The 18,287-nt window shown below is 69.1% G+C and carries 18 protein-coding genes, 1 tRNA gene and 1 pseudogene; 12 read left to right on the top strand and 8 right to left on the bottom strand.

Annotated elements, in window-relative coordinates; genetic code table 11:
* Window positions 1–10: 10 nt before the first annotated feature.
* Entirely contained in the window at window positions 11–1,315 is a 1,305-nt protein-coding gene (locus ABLE43_RS15165; protein ID WP_348979219.1) for an efflux RND transporter periplasmic adaptor subunit, read from the bottom strand.
* A 42-nt stretch (window positions 1,316–1,357) separates the two neighbouring features.
* Between ABLE43_RS15165 and ABLE43_RS15160 the strand changes: the two genes are divergently transcribed.
* Both ABLE43_RS15160 and ABLE43_RS15155 read left to right on the top strand, forming a co-directional pair.
* A complete protein-coding gene (locus ABLE43_RS15160) occupies window positions 1,358–2,629 on the top strand; it encodes a sigma-54-dependent transcriptional regulator (protein WP_348979218.1) in 1,272 nt (423 codons plus the stop codon).
* A complete protein-coding gene (locus ABLE43_RS15155; RefSeq protein WP_348979217.1) occupies window positions 2,619–3,764 on the top strand; it encodes a sensor histidine kinase in 1,146 nt (381 codons plus the stop codon). Before ABLE43_RS15160 ends, ABLE43_RS15155 begins: the two co-directional genes overlap by 11 nt.
* On the opposite strand, the gene ABLE43_RS15150 is transcribed toward ABLE43_RS15155, so the two are convergent.
* The gene (locus tag ABLE43_RS15150) at window positions 3,744–4,490 is read right to left on the bottom strand and encodes an alpha/beta hydrolase (protein WP_348979216.1); all 747 of its coding nucleotides are present in this window, start codon (window positions 4,488–4,490) and stop codon (window positions 3,744–3,746) included. The genes ABLE43_RS15155 and ABLE43_RS15150 overlap by 21 nt on opposite strands.
* A complete protein-coding gene (locus ABLE43_RS15145; protein ID WP_348979215.1) occupies window positions 4,481–5,137 on the bottom strand; it encodes a TIGR02117 family protein in 657 nt (218 codons plus the stop codon). Before ABLE43_RS15145 ends, ABLE43_RS15150 begins: the two co-directional genes overlap by 10 nt.
* Before the next feature lie 21 nt (window positions 5,138–5,158).
* Between ABLE43_RS15145 and phhA the strand changes: the two genes are divergently transcribed.
* Window positions 5,159–6,025, top strand: coding sequence for a phenylalanine 4-monooxygenase (gene phhA, locus ABLE43_RS15140; protein WP_348979214.1), 867 nt, complete (start codon window positions 5,159–5,161; stop codon window positions 6,023–6,025).
* Between the two features lie 136 nt (window positions 6,026–6,161).
* Here the strand turns inward: phhA and ABLE43_RS15135 are convergent, their stop codons facing one another.
* From ABLE43_RS15135 to ABLE43_RS15125, 3 genes are all read right to left on the bottom strand, one after another.
* Window positions 6,162–7,097 (bottom strand): 50S ribosomal protein L11 methyltransferase, encoded by a 936-nt coding sequence (locus ABLE43_RS15135; RefSeq protein ID WP_348979213.1) that lies wholly within the window; start codon window positions 7,095–7,097, stop codon window positions 6,162–6,164.
* On the bottom strand, window positions 7,094–7,789 hold the full coding sequence (locus ABLE43_RS15130; RefSeq protein ID WP_348979212.1) for an SDR family NAD(P)-dependent oxidoreductase: 696 nt from the start codon (window positions 7,787–7,789) through the stop codon (window positions 7,094–7,096). Before ABLE43_RS15130 ends, ABLE43_RS15135 begins: the two co-directional genes overlap by 4 nt.
* A 187-nt stretch (window positions 7,790–7,976) precedes the next feature.
* Window positions 7,977–9,350: a methyl-accepting chemotaxis protein gene (locus ABLE43_RS15125; RefSeq protein ID WP_425475278.1), complete on the bottom strand. Its 1,374-nt coding sequence runs from the start codon at window positions 9,348–9,350 to the stop codon at window positions 7,977–7,979.
* Window positions 9,351–9,522: 172 nt separating this feature from the next.
* On the opposite strand from ABLE43_RS15125, the gene sdhC reads away from it, so the two are divergent.
* From sdhC to ABLE43_RS15095, 6 genes are all read left to right on the top strand, one after another.
* Complete coding sequence (sdhC, locus tag ABLE43_RS15120; protein WP_348979210.1) at window positions 9,523–9,933, top strand: succinate dehydrogenase, cytochrome b556 subunit; 411 nt, start codon at window positions 9,523–9,525, stop codon at window positions 9,931–9,933.
* On the top strand, window positions 9,933–10,319 hold the full coding sequence (sdhD, locus tag ABLE43_RS15115) for a succinate dehydrogenase, hydrophobic membrane anchor protein (protein ID WP_348979209.1): 387 nt from the start codon (window positions 9,933–9,935) through the stop codon (window positions 10,317–10,319). The genes sdhC and sdhD overlap by 1 nt, the downstream gene beginning before the upstream one ends.
* Window positions 10,319–12,139, top strand: coding sequence for a succinate dehydrogenase flavoprotein subunit (sdhA, locus tag ABLE43_RS15110; RefSeq protein WP_348979208.1), 1,821 nt, complete (start codon window positions 10,319–10,321; stop codon window positions 12,137–12,139). Before sdhD ends, sdhA begins: the two co-directional genes overlap by 1 nt.
* Before the next feature lie 396 nt (window positions 12,140–12,535).
* Window positions 12,536–13,105: an ATP-dependent Clp protease proteolytic subunit gene (locus tag ABLE43_RS15105; RefSeq protein WP_348979207.1), complete on the top strand. Its 570-nt coding sequence runs from the start codon at window positions 12,536–12,538 to the stop codon at window positions 13,103–13,105.
* 50 nt (window positions 13,106–13,155) lie between these two features.
* Window positions 13,156–14,067 carry an XdhC family protein gene (locus tag ABLE43_RS15100; protein WP_348979206.1) on the top strand — a complete coding sequence of 304 codons (912 nt, stop codon included), beginning with the start codon at window positions 13,156–13,158 and terminating at the stop codon, window positions 14,065–14,067.
* Window positions 14,057–14,701 carry a nucleotidyltransferase family protein gene (locus tag ABLE43_RS15095; RefSeq protein WP_348979205.1) on the top strand — a complete coding sequence of 215 codons (645 nt, stop codon included), beginning with the start codon at window positions 14,057–14,059 and terminating at the stop codon, window positions 14,699–14,701. Before ABLE43_RS15100 ends, ABLE43_RS15095 begins: the two co-directional genes overlap by 11 nt.
* A 149-nt stretch (window positions 14,702–14,850) precedes the next feature.
* On the opposite strand, the gene ABLE43_RS15090 is transcribed toward ABLE43_RS15095, so the two are convergent.
* Window positions 14,851–15,711, bottom strand: coding sequence for a peptidylprolyl isomerase (locus ABLE43_RS15090; protein ID WP_348979204.1), 861 nt, complete (start codon window positions 15,709–15,711; stop codon window positions 14,851–14,853).
* A gap of 90 nt (window positions 15,712–15,801) precedes the next feature.
* On the opposite strand from ABLE43_RS15090, the gene ABLE43_RS15085 reads away from it, so the two are divergent.
* From ABLE43_RS15085 to ABLE43_RS15075, 3 genes are all read left to right on the top strand, one after another.
* A tRNA-Ser gene (locus ABLE43_RS15085) sits at window positions 15,802–15,892 on the top strand.
* 154 nt (window positions 15,893–16,046) lie between these two features.
* Entirely contained in the window at window positions 16,047–17,237 is a 1,191-nt protein-coding gene (locus ABLE43_RS15080; protein WP_348979203.1) for a tyrosine-type recombinase/integrase, read from the top strand.
* Between the two features lie 663 nt (window positions 17,238–17,900).
* Window positions 17,901–18,188, top strand: a complete 288-nt coding sequence (locus tag ABLE43_RS15075; RefSeq protein ID WP_348979202.1) for a hypothetical protein — start codon at window positions 17,901–17,903, stop codon at window positions 18,186–18,188.
* Here ABLE43_RS15075 and ABLE43_RS15070 read toward each other — a convergent pair.
* Window positions 18,178–18,287: pseudogene (locus ABLE43_RS15070) on the bottom strand (IS5/IS1182 family transposase); the annotation flags it as partial. The gene ABLE43_RS15075 and the pseudogene ABLE43_RS15070 sit on opposite strands and share 11 nt — an antisense overlap.

The following is an 18,287-nucleotide window of genomic DNA, read 5'->3' as shown; positions in this document are numbered from 1 at the left end:
TGTACCCCGGTTAGCGGATGTTGAGGATGTCGCCCTTCACGGACGCGGTGTTGCTGGTGACGATGCGATCGCCCGCGTTCAGCCCGCCGAGGATCTCGACGTGGGTCGGGTTGCGGCGACCGGTGCGGACGGCGCGGCGGCGGGCATGGCCCCCGTCGGCGTCGAGCACGAAGGCGCCGTTGCCCCCGCCCGCCTCCAGCCAGCCGCCGACCGGCGCGACCAGCGCGGTCGCGGTGCTGCCCAGCGTGACGCGGATGTCGAGCGTCTGCCCGCGATTGAGGCCCGCGGGTGCTGCGCCATCGAAGGTCAGCTCGACGCGGAAGCGCCCGTCCTTGACCGCGGGGAGCACCTTGGAAACGGTCAGGCGTGCGCCGTCGGCGGTGCGCGCCTTCTGCCCCACCGCGACCCGGCCGAGGAAATATTCGTCGACGTCCGCCTCCAGCTTCCACGATCCTTCGCTGTCGACCTGCCCTGCCGGATCGCCGGGCTTGAGCGTCTGTCCCGGCTGGAGCGTGAAGTTGGTCAGCCGCCCGCCCGCGGGTGCGCGGATCGTCAGCGCCGCCAGCCCGCCGCGTACCGCCGCCAGATTGCCCGCCAGCCGGTTCTGCGTATCGGCCAGCCGCGCGCTCTGCGTCGCGGTGATCCGCGCCTCCGCCGCGCGGCCCGCGCGCAGCTGGGCGAGGCGCTTTTCCTGATAGGCGGCTTCCTCCTGGAAGCTCTTGACCCCCGCGTCGGATACGAAGCCCTGATCGTGCAACTGCTGGCGCACCGACAGGTCGCGCCGCGCCTTGATGAGGTCATATTCGGCCTGCGCCACCTGCCCCGCCCGGTCGAGGCTGTTGCGCTCGATCCCCAGCCCCTCGCCCGCGACGCCGCCCAGCTGGCTGGCGATCTGCGCCTCGCGCGTCAGCACGTCGAGGCGCAGTTCGGGGTTCGACAGCGTCGCCAGCGGCTGTCCGGCGGCGACCATCGTCCCGTCTTGCACCAGCAGCCGCTCGACCTGCCCGCCCGACAGCACGCCGACCAGCGTCGTGACGCGCGGCGCGACGGTGGCGCGCACCGGCAGGAAATCCTCGAACGGGGCGCGGACCACCTCGCCCGTCTCGATATCGGCGGCGGCGACGTTGGTCGATCCGCTGGCGGGCAGGAACCGCCACACGCCCACGCCCGCCAGCAGCAACGCGACCACGACCAGCACCGCGCGCCGCCGCCACCACGGGCGGGGCGCACGGGCGACGGGGCGGTCCATCGCCGCGCCGGGAGAAGGGCTTGCGTGTGTCGGCTGTTCGGTCATCATGCGGACAGTGTCGCGCACGATCGCCCATTTTCCTAAATTACTGTTTAATAAGGATTTTACATGATAGCGGACGATCGCCGCCGTCCACCCCCGGACGCGGTGTCCACCAATGGACAGTCCGGCGGCCTGTCAATCCTGCTGGTCGACGACAATCCGCATATCGCCGAATCGCTGGCGCTGGCGACGACGCTGGCGGGGCACCGGCTGGACCGGGCCGACGGACCGGAGGCGGCGCTCTCGCGGCTGGCGAGCGCGCGCTATGACGCGGTGCTGCTCGACCTGAACTATGCCGCCGGGCAGACCGACGGGGCGGAGGGGCTGGCACTGCTCGCGCGCATCCTTGCCGACGATCCCCGTGCCGCGATCGTCGTCATCACCGCGCACAGCGGCATCCGCATCGCGGTGGAAGCGATGCGGGCGGGCGCGCGCGACTTCGTGATGAAGCCGTGGCGCAACGCCGACCTGCTGGCGAAGCTCGCCCGCGCCGCCGCTGCGCGGTCGCCCGCACCCGTCGCTGCGCTGCCGGTCGCCGCCGAACCTGCAAGGCTGATCGGCGACAGCGCGGCCATGCAGCACGTCCGCGAGCTGATCCGCCGCGTCGGCCCGACTGGCGCCGGGGTGGTGGTGACGGGGCTGCCGGGCAGCGGGCGCAGCCTTGCCGCCGCCGCGATCCATGCTGCGTCGCGTGAGGCCGATGCGGCGATGCCCCGCATCGATCTGCGCGATGCAGCGGCATGGGACCGGATCGATGCGGACGCGCGCGTCCTGCTGCTGCGCCATCCCGACCGGCTGGGCGAGGTGGAACAGGCGCGCCTGCTCGACCGGCTGCCCACGGGCGCGCGCTGCATCGCCGTCGCCGACCATGCCGCCGCGATCGCCCCGGCGCTCGCCCGGCGTATCGCCGCGGTGGAGATCGCCATGCCGCCGCTCGCCGCGCGCGGGCAGGATGCGCTGCTGCTGGCACGCCATTTCGTCCGGCTCGCCGCCGAGCGTCATGGCCGGGCGGTGCCGCGCCTGACCCCGGCGGCAGAGGCCGCGCTGCATCAGGCGATCTGGCCCGATCAGGTGCGCGGCCTCGCCGCCGCGATCGAGCGCGCCGTGCTGCTCGGCGAGGGTGACATGATCGACGCCGCGCTGCTGCTGCCGCCCGCCGCCCCGACCCCGATCGAGGACCGCGCGACGCCGCCCGCGCGCTTCGACCTCGAGGAGAACGAACGCGCGGTGATCGAGGCGGCGCTGCGCGAACATCACCACAACGTCACCCATGCCGCCGCGGCGCTGGGGCTCAGCCGGGGGGCGCTGTACCGGCGCATGGAACGCCATGGTCTTTGAGCGGCCCACGCGCGGTCGTGCCGTGGGCGACGGGGTGGCGGCGCAACTGCTGCTGTTCGGATCGGGCGCGATGTTCGTCGTCGCGTGGTGCGCGGGCTGGTGGGGGACGGTGGGCGGTGCCGCGCTGTGCGCCTTGTGGATCGTCGGGTCGACGCTCTGGGCGGCGCTGCGTGCCCCGGCGATCCCGCAGCCGTCCCCGGCAGGCGGCCCGTCCGACCCGAGCCCGCTCGGCGTGCTGCTCGATCAGGTGCCGGTGCCGCTGGTCCGGGTCGATCCGACCGGGGCGCATGCGCTCAACCGCGCCGCCCGCGCGCTGTTCGGTACCGACGACCGCATCCTCCCCGCCGCCCCGGCGCTGCTCGACGACAGTGCCCGACACCTGTCGCACGAAGGGCGGCGCTGGCGGATCAACGCGGTCGATACCGGGGCCGGGCACCGGCTGCTGGCGCTGATCGACGTCGAGAGCGAGGAGCGGGCGGCGGAGGCGCGGGCGGGGGCGGAGATGATCGACATCCTCGGTCACGAACTGTTGAACGGCCTGTCGCCGATCGTGTCGCTGGCCGACAGCGCGGTGACGGCGGCGGCGCAGGGCGATGCGCTGCTGCCCGATATCCTCGCGACGCTCGCGCGCCGGGTCGAGGGGCTGGAGGGCTTCACCCGCGCCTATCGCACGCTGTCGCGCCTGCCCGATCCGGTGCGCGCGCCGGTCGCGCTGGCCGATCTGGCGGGCGACCTCGCCCGGCTGTTCGCGGTCCGCTACGGCGATGCGGTGGCGCTCCACGTCGATCCGCCGCCCGGCGGCGCCGCACGGGTCGATCGCGACCAGCTGGCGCAGGCGCTCTGGGCGCTGCTCCAGAACGGCGCGGAAGCCGCCCTCGCCGCTGCCCCGCCCGCGACCGTCACCCTCGGGTTCGCGCTGCACGCCGGGGAACTGGCCGTGCGGATCGCGGATTCAGGGTCCGGTATCGCCGCGCCCGATCGCGCGCGCATCTTCCGCCCGTTCTTCACGACCAAGCCCGAGGGGTCGGGCATCGGCCTGAGCCTCGCCCGGCGGATCGCGCGCGGCCATGGCGGCGAACTTCAGTTGCTGCCCCTCGGCGCGACGACCTTCGCGCTATCCGTCCCGGCGGCGTAAGGCGGCGGGCGGAACGTTCGCCGCCAGCGCCTCCGCCACCGCGCGCCACACGGCGGGGCGGGTCTGGACGCCGTAATGGCTGCTGTCGACCTCGATCGCGCGACAACCCGGTTCGCCCTCCACCCGGCAGCACAGGCCGTTGACCAGCCCGTCGCTGGCGCTCCAGATCGCGGTCGCGGGAACCGGCAGCGGGCGGCGCACCTCCTCCGCCAGCGCGACCACGGCAGGATCGTCGACCGATTCGCCGCTGATCCATTCGTACAGCCGCCACACGCGCGTCGCCCGCGCCGGTCCGGCATAGGGCGCGGCGACCGTCACCACCTGTTCCACCACGTCCGGCACGCGGTGCGCGGCGAAGCGTGCCATGATCCCGCCCATGCTGACGCCCACCAGCGCGACCGGACGACCGCTCGCCTGCGCCAGCCCCTCGATCCGCGCGAGCAGCGCCGCGCCTTCGCGCCCGATGCTGCGTTGTCCGAAGTTGCGCCCCAGCCCCCAGCCGTGCGGCGCATGGCCGATCGCGCGGAGATAGCGCGCCATCAGCGCCATCGAGCGGTCGCTGTTGAACAGCCCCGGCAGCAGCAGCACCGGCCCCCCGTCACCCTTGGGCACCCCGGCCAGCGCATCGCGCCATTGGAACGGCAGCCCGGCGAGCGCCAGCGCGGCGCGCGGCGTCTCGACGAGGAACTGCCCCAGCGGCGGCGGGCCGGGCGGGATCACAGCCATGCCGTCACCGTGCGCGGGAACGGGGTCCATGCCCCCATCGGCACGCCCGCCGCACGCAGCACCGCGCCGGTCCATGCGTTGCAGGTGCGGACCGCGCTGTACCGGCCCCGCGCCGGATAGAAGGCGTCGGACGGGCCATAGCCGGGGATCGCGCCGCCCGACGCGAAGCTCGCCCGGATCGCGGCGACGAGGCGGCGATACTGCGCCGCGCTCAGCTCCACCGGATAGACCCCCGGCTGCCCGGCGGGATCGGCGAGGTGATCGACATGCATCACCACCGCGTCGCTGCCGATCGCGGCGGCGAGAATGGTGGCGGGCTTCGCATCGGCCCAGGTCGGCGTGCCGAGATAGAAGCCGCGCTCGCCCCAGCCGAACGACCGCCAGCCATGCGCGGCATAGCGCGAATCGCGCAGGTCGCCCGGCCGTACCAGATCGTCGAAGCCCAGGCCCAGCGCGGCACGCGGCACGACGACGCCGGTGTGGATGCCGTTGTCCTCGACATAGATTCGCACCGCTCTTTCCGACGATTGCACGCCCCCCGCCGGAATCGCCCCGCCGATCAGCCCGGCCAGCACATAGCACAGCAGGATCAGCACGATGCCGCCGAGCATACCCGATATACCGCTGAGCGCTTTCCGGATCGTCATGGCCCATGCTACGCTGCGTTCATGGCAAGTGAAACCCATGTGCTCGACCGCCCGCCCGCCGGGGCCAATGCCGACTGGACCATCGCGCAGGGGTGGGACGCCTATACGCCGGAGGACCATGCGACGTGGGACACGCTGTACGCGCGGCAGATGGCGCTGCTGCCCGGCCGCGCGTCGGCGGCGTTCCTGCGCGGGCTGGACGCGCTGAAGCTGTCCGAATCGGGCATTCCCGATTTCGAGGAACTGTCGGACCGGCTGGAGGCGTTGACCGGCTGGCGGGTGGTGGCGGTGCCGGGGCTGGTGCCCGACGACGTGTTCTTCACCCATATGGCCAACCGCCGCTTCGTCGCGGGGAACTTCATCCGGCGGCCCGACCAGCTCGATTATCTCCAGGAACCGGACGTGTTCCACGACGTGTTCGGCCATGTGCCGATGCTGGCCGACCCGGTGTTCGCCGACTATCTCGCCGCCTATGGCCGCGGCGGCCTGCGCGCGCTGGAACTGGGGTCGCTGAAGCAACTGGCGCGGCTCTATTGGTACACGGTCGAATTCGGGCTGGTGCAAGAGGACGATGGTCTGCGCATCTATGGCGCGGGCATCGTGTCGAGCGCGGCGGAAACCCGCTTCTCGCTGGACGACCCCAGCCCCAACCGGGTGATGCTCGACCTGCCGCGCGTCATGCGCACCGACTATCGCATCGACGATTTCCAGCAGACCTATTTCGTCATCCCGTCGTTCGACGAACTGCTGCGGCTGACGGTCGAGACCGACTTCGCGCCGGTCTACGCCGCGATCCGCGACCAGCCCGAGATCGCGGTCGACGCGATCGTCGAGGGCGACATCGTGGTCACGCACGGCACGCAGGCATACGCACGGTCGAAACCCTGATCCTCCCCGGCACGGGGAGGGGGACCGCCGCCGAAGGCGGTGGTGGAGGGGGAGCGCCACGGACGCAGCGGTCGCGACGCGGATACCCCCCTCCACCAGCCTGCGGCTGGTCCCCCTCCCCGTGCCGGGGAGGAACTCAGAGGTCCAGCGCCCAGCCGTCCCTTCCCTTGGGATCGATCGGCGCGGTCGGCACGAAGCGTTCCTGCCCGGCGGTCAGCCGCAGCACGCTCCAGTCGCCGCGCCGGTCCACTGCGTCCAGCGTCGCGCCGCACGCGGCATAGGCGGCGACCACGCCCTCGCGCTGCGTCTCCAGCAGCCCGGCGAGCACGATCGTCGCCCCCGGCGCCGCCACCGCCGCGACCTCCGGGGCCATCGAGATCAGCGGCCCGGCGAGGATGTTGGCGATCAGCAGGTCATAGGGCGCCGCCGCCGTGATCGCGTCGGACAGCGCACCGTCGGCGACCACCAGTTCGACCCGCCCGACCGCGTTCAGCCGGGCATTGGCGGCAGTCACCTCGATCGCGACCGGATCGATATCGGTCGCGATCACCCGTGCGTCCGGCCACAGCTCCCGCGCGGCGAAGGCGAGCAGCCCGGTGCCCGTCCCGAAATCGATCACGTTGGCAAAGGACGCATCGGCCAAGGCGTCGAGCATGGCAAGGCACCCGCTGGTCGTCTCGTGATGCCCCGTCCCGAACGCCCGGCCCGCATCGATCAGGAACGCGCGCGTTCCCGGCGGCGGCGCGGCCCCTTGCGCGGCGGTATGGACATAGAAGCGCCCGACGTGCAGCGGCTCCAGCCCCGCCTGGCTCATCGTCACCCAATCCTCGTCGCCCAGTTGCTCGACGGCAGGCGGATGGCCCGCCGCACTCGGCACCAGCGCGGCGACGGCGGCGATCATCGCGTCGTCGGGGGCCGCCTCGAAATAGGCGTCGAGCCGCCACGTCTCGGTATCGTCCTCGACCGTCTCGGTCGTCATCAGCACCGGCGGCGGATCGATCCCGAGATCCTCGGCGGCGTCGATCGCCTCCGCCTCGGCGCGGGTGCAGGGCAGCGTCAGCTTCCAGCTCATCGGACGTAGCTCGCGCCGTTCACGTCGAGCACCGCGCCGGTCATCGACGCGGGCGCCTCCAGCGCGCAGAAGCGGGCCATGGTCGCGACCTCTTCCGGCATGGCGACGCGGCCGAGCGGGATATCGGCGAGCAGCCTGTCCCCGCCCCGGCTCTCCAGATAATCCTCCGCCATGCCGGTCATGGTGAAGCCGGGACAGATGGCGAAGGCGAGGATGCCGTGGCGCGCATGGGCGCGGGCGATCGTCTTGGTCATGGCGACCATTCCCGCCTTCGACGCGGCATAATGCCAGTGGGCCGGACTGTCGCCGCGATGCGCCGCGCGGCTGGCGATGTTGACGATCCGGCCGGGCGTGTCCGTCTCCAGCCAGTGCGCGACGGCCAGCCGCGACAGTTCGGCGGCGGCGGTCAGGTTGATCCGCATCGTCCGCTCCCAGCCCGCGACCCACCGGTCATGCGGCAGGTCGATCGGGTTGGCGTCGAACACCCCGGCGTTGTTGACGACGATGTCGATCCGCCCGCCGAACCGGTCCAGCGCCCGTGCCCACAGCTCGGCGGGGGCGGCGGGATCGGCGAAGTCGGCGGCGAAATCGCCGGTGGTCGATTGCACGGCGAGCTGGTGGTCGTCGGCGAGCAGCGCGGCGATCGCCGCGCCGATCCCGCGCGACCCGCCGGTGAGGAGGATATTGGCCATGGGCGCAGGCTTTAGAAGCAAACCGCAGCGCTTGGAACCGGTGACAGCGGTTCGATTACCTTCTCGTCATCCCGGCGAAGGCCGGGATCCATGGCTCCGCAAGCGCCGCCGGGTTCGGATCCAGTGGCACGGCGGATCCCGCCCTTCGCCGGGATGACGGAGTGGGTATGGCGAAGGGTGCCTCCCCCTACGCCGCGACCTTGCCGATGAAATCCACCGCACTGTTCTTGAGCGCGCCCAGTTCCTGGTCGAGCGAGGTGAACCCCTCGCCCACCCGGTCGATCGCGGAGGCGACGGTTTCGGTGTCCTCGCGGATCGCGGCGATGGTCGAGGACATCGAATCGGCGGCCAGCGCGGTTTCGTCGACGGCGGCGGTGATCGCGGTCACGGTCTGCGCCTGCACCTCCATCGCGTGGCGGATGCGGATCGCGCTTTCCTGCACCTCGCTCACCGTCGCGCGGATCGAGGCGTTGGTCTCGACGGTGGACCGGGTCGCGGCCTGGATCGCGGCGATCTTGGCGGCGATGTCGTCGGTCGCGCGCGCGGTCTGGCTGGCGAGGCTCTTCACCTCCTGCGCGACCACCGCGAAGCCGCGCCCGGCGTCTCCGGCACGCGCCGCCTCGATCGTGGCGTTGAGCGCCAGCAGGTTGGTCTGCCCGGCGATGTCGCGGATCAGGCCGAGGATCGATTCGATCGACTTGGCATGATCGGACAGGGTTTCGGACATGCCGACCGCAGTGCCCGCCTGCTTCGACGCGCGGGTGGCGATCTCGGCCGCCGCCTCCACTTCGGTGCGCGCATCCTCGATCGCGCGGATCAGCCCGGCGGAGGTCGCCGCCGCCTCGCGCATCGCGACCGCCGACTGTTCGGCGGCGGCGGCGACTTCGGACGCCTTGCCCAGCATGCCCCGCGCGCTGGCCGAGGTGCGCCCGGCGCGCGCCCGCAATGCGTCGCTTTCATGCCCCGCCCGCTCGACCGTCGCGCCGATATTGTCGCGGAACTCGTGCGCCAGCTGGTCGCGCGCGACCTGGAGGTCGTGCTGGAAATAGGCGTTGTAGAGCGCCACGAAGATTTCGGTTTCGAGCGAGCGCATCCGGAACAGCAGCTCCGCCGCCTGGCGGAAGGTCACGTCGTCGTCGATGCCGCGCCGCAGCACCTCGAGCGTGGTGCGCGCGCCCATGTCGCCCATCGACAGGATCGCGGTCAGCGAAATCCCCTGCGAAAAGGCCGATGCGATCGTCCGCTCGACCGACTGGACCCAGGCGATGCCGGTCAGGTCGGTAAACCGGTTGCGCAGATAGTTGATGCCGAGCTGCACCATCCGCTCGAAATCGGTATGCAGGCTGGGCAGCGCGCCGACGCGCCGGGCCTGATCGAAATGGCTGGTCGCGATCTCGCGCGCGCCGGGCTCGATCACGGTCCACAGCGCCCGCGCGCCCAGCACATCGTCGTCGGTGATGTTGAACACCCGCAGGCGCTCGGCGAGGTCGATCGTCGCGCTGACGCTTTCGGCCGGTGGAAGCTGCTTGGTCGCCACGTGCTGAAAACCCCCTGTTGGCATCGCGCTCTCGCCTGATCTGGACGAATCGAGGTTAACGCGCAGGCGTTAACGGCAGGTTGCGCGGGAATACGAACTTGGACCCGGGCCCGCGTGCACTCTTGCACTATAGGGACGGGGGCGTAGATAGGCCGCAACGTGCCGAAAGGCTTCGATCCGCCGAAGGAAGACTGAATTGGCCAGCGTCCGCCCCAAGAATCGCCCGATTTCGCCGCATCTGTCGATCTGGCGGCCAGGTCCCAACATGATCGTGTCGGTGCTGCACCGCGGCACCGGCGTGGCGATGGGTACGGTCGGCCTGGCGGTATTCGTGTGGTGGGCGGCGGCGCTTGCCGGGGGCGCGGACAGCTATGCGCGGTTCCTGTCGTGGTTCACCGGGCCGTACGCGGTGCTCGGCTATCTCTTCGGCATCGGGCTGAGCTATGCGCTGTTCCAGCATGTCGGCAACGGCGTGCGCCACTTCTTCATGGATGTCGGCGCCAATTTTGAACTCAAGGGCAACCGCCGGAGCGCGATCGCCACGATCGTGTTCGCGGTCGCGGCGACGGTGGCGCTGTGGGCCTGGCTGATCGTGGGGAAGCACTGATGGGTAACGGTACGAGCATCGGTCGCGTCCGCGGCCTCGGGTCCGCCAGGACGGGCGCGCATCATTTCTGGCAACAGCGGCTGACGGCGGGGTCGAACCTGCTGCTGATGACGTGGCTGATCCTCAGCCTCGCGCTGCTGCCCGACTATGGCTATGACACGATGGTCGCGTGGGTCGGTTCGGCATGGGGCGCGGTGCCGCTGCTGCTGCTCGTCACCTCGGTCGTCTATCACGCCAAGCTCGGCCTCCAGACGGTGATCGAGGATTACCAGCATGACGAGACCAAGGTCGTGCTGATGATCGCGGTCAACTTCGCCTATGGCGCGGCGTGGCTGCTCGCCGCCTTCTCGATCCTCAAGATCGCTTTCACCGGGACGCCCGCATAATGGCCACCGACGCATACAAGATCATCGACCACACCTATGACGCGGTCGTCGTGGGCGCCGGTGGATCGGGCCTGCGCGCGACGCAGGGCATCGCCGAGGCGGGCCTGAAGACCGCCTGCATCACCAAGGTGTTCCCGACCCGGTCGCACACCGTGGCGGCGCAGGGCGGCATCGCCGCCTCGCTCGGCAACAATTCGCCCGACCACTGGTCGTGGCACATGTACGATACCGTCAAGGGATCGGACTGGCTGGGCGACCAGGACGCGATCGAATATATGGTGCGCGAGGCACCGCAGGCGGTGATCGAGCTGGAACACGCGGGCGTGCCGTTCAGCCGCAACGAGGACGGGACGATCTATCAGCGCCCGTTCGGCGGGCATATGCAGAACATGGGCGAAGGCCCGCCGGTGCAGCGCACTTGCGCCGCCGCCGACCGCACCGGCCACGCCATGCTCCACGCGCTGTACCAGCAGTCGTTGAAGTATGACGCCGACTTCTTCATCGAATATTTCGCGCTCGACCTCATCATGGAGGACGGCCCCGATGGTCAGAAGGTGTGCCGCGGCGTCATCGCGCTGTGCATGGAGGACGGCTCGATCCACCGCTTCCGTTCGCATGCCGTGGTGCTGGCGACCGGCGGCTATGGCCGCTGCTATTACTCCGCCACCTCGGCGCACAGCTGCACCGGCGACGGCGGCGGCATGGTGCTGCGTGCGGGCCTGCCGCTGCAGGACATGGAGTTCGTGCAGTTCCACCCGACCGGCATCTACGGCGCGGGCGTGCTGATTACCGAGGGCGCGCGCGGCGAAGGCGGCTACCTCACCAACAAGGACGGCGAGCGGTTCATGGAACGCTACGCCCCCTCGGCCAAGGACCTCGCGTCGCGCGACGTCGTCAGCCGCTCGATGGCGATGGAGATGCGCGAAGGGCGCGGCGTCGGCAAGGACGGCGACCATATCTTCCTGCACCTCGACCATATCGATCCCAAGGTGCTGGCCGAGCGCCTGCCCGGCATCACCGAAACCGGCAAGATCTTCGCCGGCGTCGACCTGACGCGCCAGCCGCTGCCGGTGACGCCGACGGTCCACTACAACATGGGCGGCATCCCGACCAACTATCACGGCGAAGTCGTCACCAAGCGCGGCGACGATGCCGATGCGGTGGTGCCCGGGCTGTTCTCGGTCGGCGAAGCGGCCTGCGTGTCGGTGCACGGCGCCAACCGGCTCGGCTCCAACTCGCTGATCGACCTCGTGGTGTTCGGTCGCGCGACCGGCCTGCGCCTCAAGGAGACGCTGAAGCCCGGCACGCCGCACAAGCCGCTGCCCAAGGACTCGGCCGATCTGGCGCTCGCGCGGCTCGACAAGTTCCGCAACGCCAACGGATCGACGCCGACCGCCAGGATCCGGCTCGACATGCAGAAGACGATGCAGAAGCACTGCGCCGTGTTCCGCGACGACGCGCTGCTGAACGAGGGCGTCGAGCTGATGGACGGCATCTACAAGTCGCTCGCCGACGTGCATGTCACCGACCGTTCGCTGATCTGGAACACCGACCTGATCGAGACGCTCGAACTCGACAACCTGCTGTCGCAGGCGGTGGTAACGATCAGGTCGGCGCAGAACCGCAAGGAAAGCCGCGGCGCGCATGTGAACGAGGACTTCCCCGAGCGCGACGACGCGCACTGGATGAAGCACACCATCGCGACCTTCGACGGCTGGGGCGGCGCGCTCGGCACCACGGCGATCGATTACCGCCCGGTGCACGACTATACGCTCACCGACGAGGCGGAATATATCAAGCCGAAGAAGCGCGTGTACTGACGCTGGCTCTCCTCGGGTTTTGGAAGGGGCGATCGGTCTGCGGGCCGGTCGCCCTTTTTCGTTGTCACGCGAAGGCGCGAAGACGCGATGAAGGCGCAGTATAAGAAGTTGGTTCGCGCGGAGGCGCGGAGGCGCGGAGAGGCCGCGCCCGTGGCCCCGTCTCGCAACAGCGATACCGTACATTGTGCGGAATCAGACGTCGGAAGGCCGCTTGCGCGGCGGACGCCATCCGCAAGCGCATTCTCTCCGCGCCTCTGCGCCTCTGCGCGAACCACTATCTCCTTCGTGCCTTCGCGCCTTCGCGTGAAACAAATCTACCATTCCACCACCAACGCCCGGAACCTTACCCCCCGCCCCCCGGTTCCGGCGCAGACTTTTCCACAGGGGGTTCCCGCCATGTCCGATACCACCATCAACGACTATCCGCTGCTCGCCCGCCCGCACGTCCACCTCGCCGGGCCGGTCGATCATGCGATGTACCAGAGCTTCCGCGACCAGGTGCTCGGTGCGCCGACCGACGGCCCGCTGGTCGTGTCGATCTCGACGCTGGGCGGTGACCCGGAGGTCGCGCGCGCGATGGGCGACGACATCCGCCTGCTGCGCGACTATACCGGGCGCGAGGCGCTGTTCCTCGGCAAGGTCGCGGTCTATTCGGCGGGTTCGACCTTCATGTCGGCCTTCCCGGTCAACAAGCGGTTCCTGACCAAGCACACCCGGCTGATGCTGCACGAGCGGCAGATGACCAGCACGATCGAACTGTCCGGCCCGCTCAAGTCGCTCAGCGCCACGCTGAAGGCCAAGCTGCACGAGATCGAACATTCGATCCGTATCGAGGAAGAGGGCTTCCGCGCCATCGTCGCCGGATCGCAGGTGCCGTTCGAGGAACTGGTCGATAAGGCGCCGTCCAACTGGTATATCGATGCCGAGGAGGCCAAGGTGCGCGGCCTCGTGCTCGACGTCATCTGAACCGTTCCGGGGCTGGCGCAATCCGCCGCCCTGCCCCACATGGCAAGCCTATGGCCGATAATGATTCCGTCCTCGCCGCCGCTCATGCCTGGGCCGGGGCGCCGCTCGCACTGGCGACCGTCACCTCGACCTGGGGGTCGGCCCCCCGCCCGCGCGGCAGCCACATGCTGGTGCACGGCGACGGACGGTTCGAGGGTTCGGTATCGGGCGGCTGCGTCGAGAGCGACATCCTCGCCACCGCCGCCGAGGTGATCGCGGGCGCGCCGTTCGTGGTGAAGCGCTATGGCGTCGCCGATGCCGCCGCATGGGAAGTCGGGTTGCCGTGCGGCGGCGAGATCGAGGTGATGGTGCAGCCGGTGTCGCGGCACGGGTTCGATCCCGTGCTGTTCGACACCATCGCCGCCGCCCGCGCCGCCGGGGACGGCATCACCCTTACGACCGACCTCGCGAGCGGGCGGACGCAGCCGGGCGAGCAGGACGGCTTCCGCAACCGCTACGACCCGCCCCGCCGCCTGCTGATCGTCGGTGCGGTGCAGATCGCGCAGGGGCTGGCGGAGATGGCGCGCGCGCTCCGCATCGCCACCACGGTAATCGACCCGCGTGCCCGCTTCCTGACCGAGGAGCGCTTCCCCGGCGTGACCCTCGACGACCGCTGGCCCGACGAGGCGCTGGCCGCGCTCAGGCCCGATGCGGCGACCGCCGTCGTGACGCTCAGCCACGACACCAAGATCGACGATCCCGCGCTGGTCGAGGCGCTCAAGGCGCCCACCGCCTATGTCGGGGCGCTCGGTTCGCGGCGCAGCCATGCCGCGCGCCGCGAACGGCTGGCGGCGGCGGGTGTCGGCGAGGCCGATCTCGACCGGATCGACGGCCCGGTCGGGCTGGACATCGGGGCGATCGGCCCCTCCGAAATCGCGCTGTCGATCGCGGCGGCCATGGTGAGGAGCTTTCATGCGCGCTGAGGATACCGCCCTGATCCTGCTGGCGGCGGGGCGATCGCGCCGCTTCGGCGACGCCGACAAGCTGGCGCAACCGTTCCTGCACAAGCCGGTCGCCTTCCACGTCGTGACCGCGCTGGAGGCGATGCCGTTCCGCACCCGCATCGCGGTGATCGACGGCACCACGCTCGACTTCGCGTCGCGCGGGTTCGACGTGATCGTCAACGACGATCCGGCGGCGGGCATGTCGCGTTCGGTGCAACTCGGCCTCACGCGCGCCCGCGCCGCGGGGGTCGACGGCGTCGTGATCGCGCTGGCCGACATGCCGCGCATCACCGCCGCGCATGTCTATCGCCTGCTCGACGGTGCGACCCGTGACGATGCGGTTGTCGCATCGAGCGACGGAACCAGGCCCTGCCCCCCCGCGGTGTTCGGCAAGGGCCGGTTCGACTTTCTCGAAGCGCTCGAGGGCGATGCCGGCGCCCGCGACCTGGTGCGCGCCGGGCGGCATGTCGTCACCGCACCCGCCGAACTCATCGACATCGACACGCCCGAGGATCTGGAAAAGCTGCGCGCGATCGCCGAGGCACCGGGCGAGCATGACGCGATCACCCTGCCCCGTGCCGAACCCTGGTGGCGCGACGAGCAGCTGCGCTGACGCTATCGGCGCGGAAGCGCCGGGTCCGATCTCGCGGAATCACGCCGTATCCGGCGATCCCGGCACATCGACCCGTTCGTCGCGGGCGACGTCGAGGGGCGTGCCGCAAGCGCCAGGTATAGCGTCCGTCGCAGGACGCCGAACCCGCGTCACTCCGGCGCGCGGCGCACCGGCGGCATCGCGTTGCAGATGTCCGCCCCGCCCGCGGGCACCGTGAAGAACGGCGGCTCGCGATTTTCGCGTCCCTTGAGCCACAGCGCATAGCGGGCGTTGCCCGCGGCGCGATACTCGAACCGCGGGCGTTCGGCGGCGGGCAGCTCGCTCGCCAGCCGGACCGACAGGATCGGCGTCGGCGTCTGTTCGGGGCCATAGAAGCCCATCGTGCCGGTGCCGCGCGGCAGCGACGACAGATGCTCCATCCCCTCCACCACGCGCCCGACTAGCGCGATATTGCGGTCGAGATGGCGCGGGCCGTGCCCGATCACCGCATAGAGTTCCGCACCGCTGCCGGTGCTCGGCGCCATGTCGCGCCCGACCCCGACCATGCCGTAGCAATGCGCCAGCCATCCCCGCTGCCCGTCGCCCGCCACCGGCCAGCCGTCGGCGCTGTGCCCGCTCCGCGCCGCATAGGGATCGCGCCGGGTCATCGTCGTCACCGCGTCATAGGGCGTCGTCTCATATTCGGCGGGCGGATTGGCGACGACGCCCGGCGGCAACGGCTTCTTCTCGGTAACGTCGCCCCATTGCGCGACATAATTGTCCTGCACCCGATAGACCGAGGTGTTGTCCCACCAGTGCGCCGCCGCCAGCTTGCGCAGATTGGCGACATGCACCGGCGCATAGCGCGGTGCCAGCCGGATCACGATCCGCCGGTCGCCCGCCAGCGTCATCACCAGCAGCTCGTCCGCCGGGATCGCCCGCCAGTCGGCGGGGACGGCATCGGCCGGGGTCGGCGGCGGCGGGGCGGCAGGCGTCTGAAGCAACGCGGCGAGGGCGAGAAGGGCTGGCATGGCGTGCATCCTGCCATGCCGATTCCCGATCGCGCAACCGCTTGCACGAAACGCTTTCCCCCCCTAATGCGCCATGCTTCCGGCATATGCGGAGCGGTGGCCGAGTGGTCGAAGGCGCTCGCCTGGAAAGTGAGTATACGGCAAAACCGTATCGAGGGTTCGAATCCCTCCCGCTCCGCCATTTTAGCCCTCTATGGGCCTCGCAAAACCCCCAGAAATCTGCTACAAAACCGCAGAAATCAGCGCTTTTTTGATGCCGCTGCGTTTCAGTCGATCCGACACAATCTCACGCGAGGTGTGGGGAAGAGTGTGGGGAAAAATTGAGGTGAGGTGGCATGGGAAAGCTCACGGCGCTTAAAATCCGTTCGCTGATCGAGCCCGGACGCTATTCGGACGGGGACGGCCTGTTTCTCGAAATCAACGGCAAAGGGGCAGCCAGCTGGGTCCTTCGCGTCCAGAATAAGGGAAAACGCCAGGACATCGGACTGGGCTCACTGAAAGCGGTTTCTCTCAAGGATGCCAGAGAGGCTGCGTTCCTCACGCGCCAGAAGATCGCACAAGGCATCGACCCTGTCGCGGAGCGGAAGCAGGAGCGACAGGTCATTCCGACGTTCCGCAAGGCCGCCGAGATGGTCCATGGGGAACACAAGGAGGCGTGGAAGAACGGCAAGCATCAGGATCAGTGGATCGCGACGCTGAAGAGCTACGCCTTCCCCAAGATGGGTGACCGCTTGGTCAGCGAAATCGAAGGCCCCCTGATCCGGGACGTGCTGGCTCCGATCTGGCTGACGAAGCCCGAAACGGCGCGCCGTGTACGGCAGCGCATCGGCACCGTTCTCGACTGGTCATACGCACGCGGCTTTCGTGCGACCGAGGCGCCGATGCGATCACTTTCCAAGGGGCTGCCTCGTCAGCCCAAAAAGGAGAACCATTTCGCGGCCCTGCCTTATGCATCCGTACCGAACTTCCTTGAAAAGCTAGGCGAGCGGGAATCGGTGGGCCGCGTCGCGCTGGAAGCACTCATCCTGACGGCGGCGCGGTCGGGCGAAATCCGGGGGGCGACTTGGTCTGAGCTCGACCTCGAAGCTGCATTGTGGACGATCCCCGCCGAGCGGATGAAAATGGGGCGAGTGCATGTCGTGCCCCTCGCACCCGAAGCGGTGGCGGTGTTCGAGCACGCCAAGACGTTCAAGGTTGGCGCCAGCGACTTGGTGTTCCCGGGCCAGAACGTGAAGAAGCCGCTGTCGGATATGACGCTCCTCAAGATCCTACGTGACATGGACCTCGCGGTGACGGTGCACGGGTTTCGGTCGGCATTCCGGGACTGGGTCGCGGAGCAGACTGACTATTCGGGGGAGATCGCAGAGGCGGTGCTTGCTCACACCGTTTCGAATAAAGTCGAGGCGGCCTATCGTCGGACCGACTTTCTCGACAAACGCCGGCTGCTCATGCGTGAATGGGCGGCGTTCTGCAAAAAGACGCCCCCTCCGTTGGCGGATAGCCAGGACGATGAGTCCAACGCCTGACCTTGCACTCGAACAACAAAAGTAGTTCTAGAGTGGAAAGTACGTCAAGAACTTTTAGGGCAGTGCGGTCCGTGTTAGTCCTTGACCTTCCCACCGATAGCTAATTGCGCTAAGCTGGCATCGGTCGCAGTTAACTGCTTCCAACGACCAACTTTTGCTGCGGGGCGCTGGCGGCAGCCTCGATCAAGTAAGCGGAACGGCCATTTGCGACCAGTTCAAGCCATCCTGCGACCTTCGCATTAGCGTCCGCTAACGCCGAAACCGGTCTTGCCTTCGAGTGAAACGTCATGGAAAGTGGGCCACGTTCTTCCGAAATCCAAGAAGTCTGGTGACGAGCTTACGATCGTAAGTCGACTGCCCGCGATCGTATTTTTGAGCCGCTTAAGGCCAGTATTAAAAAGTGCTCGGTTTTGTCCGGCCCGCGCATCTAGGGACTTGAACCGCAGCGCTGGATGCATGCGCCGGTCCATGTCTCGCATCACCGCGCCATTTTCTTTGCGCGCGGTGACGATGGGGGGCTTCCATCGGAGGTCATAGCAGGGGCGGCCGCCCTTTGCGGGGTGGCGGGCTTTGCTCCGGAACAAATGCCGTCATGACGTCAGGTGTAAGGTTCGGGTGCGCTTCCTATATTGAGGCGCAAACGGACAAAAGGGCGGGACAGCCATGACCGGATCAGGAAAATCACTCGCCGATCTAGCGGCGGGCTTCGGCACTGGCAGCGCCCTTGATCGCGCGCTGGAAACCCAGCGTTCGATCGACAAGCTCACCGCGATCGGCGTGCTTGGCGACGATCGACTCAGTCGCGCGGCGCGCGGCCTCTATTCGCCCGCAATGGAAAAGGCGATGGCGATCGCCAGCGGCAAGATCACCGCGCTCGACCCTCTCCTCAAGGCGGGGTCCGCCTTCGATCAGCTCAAGATCAAGGCGCTAGGCTCAGGACTCATTGATTGATCCAGAAGATGACGGAAGCGGCGAGTGCGATGGCCGACATGAAGGCGTGGGCGCATCGGTCGTAGCGGGTGTGGATGCGTCGCCAGTCCTTGAGGCGGC

It is taken from the genome of Sphingomonas silueang (assembly GCF_040049155.1).
GTDB lineage: Bacteria > Pseudomonadota > Alphaproteobacteria > Sphingomonadales > Sphingomonadaceae > Sphingomonas > Sphingomonas silueang.
This window is presented reverse-complemented; position numbering and strand designations above follow the sequence as displayed.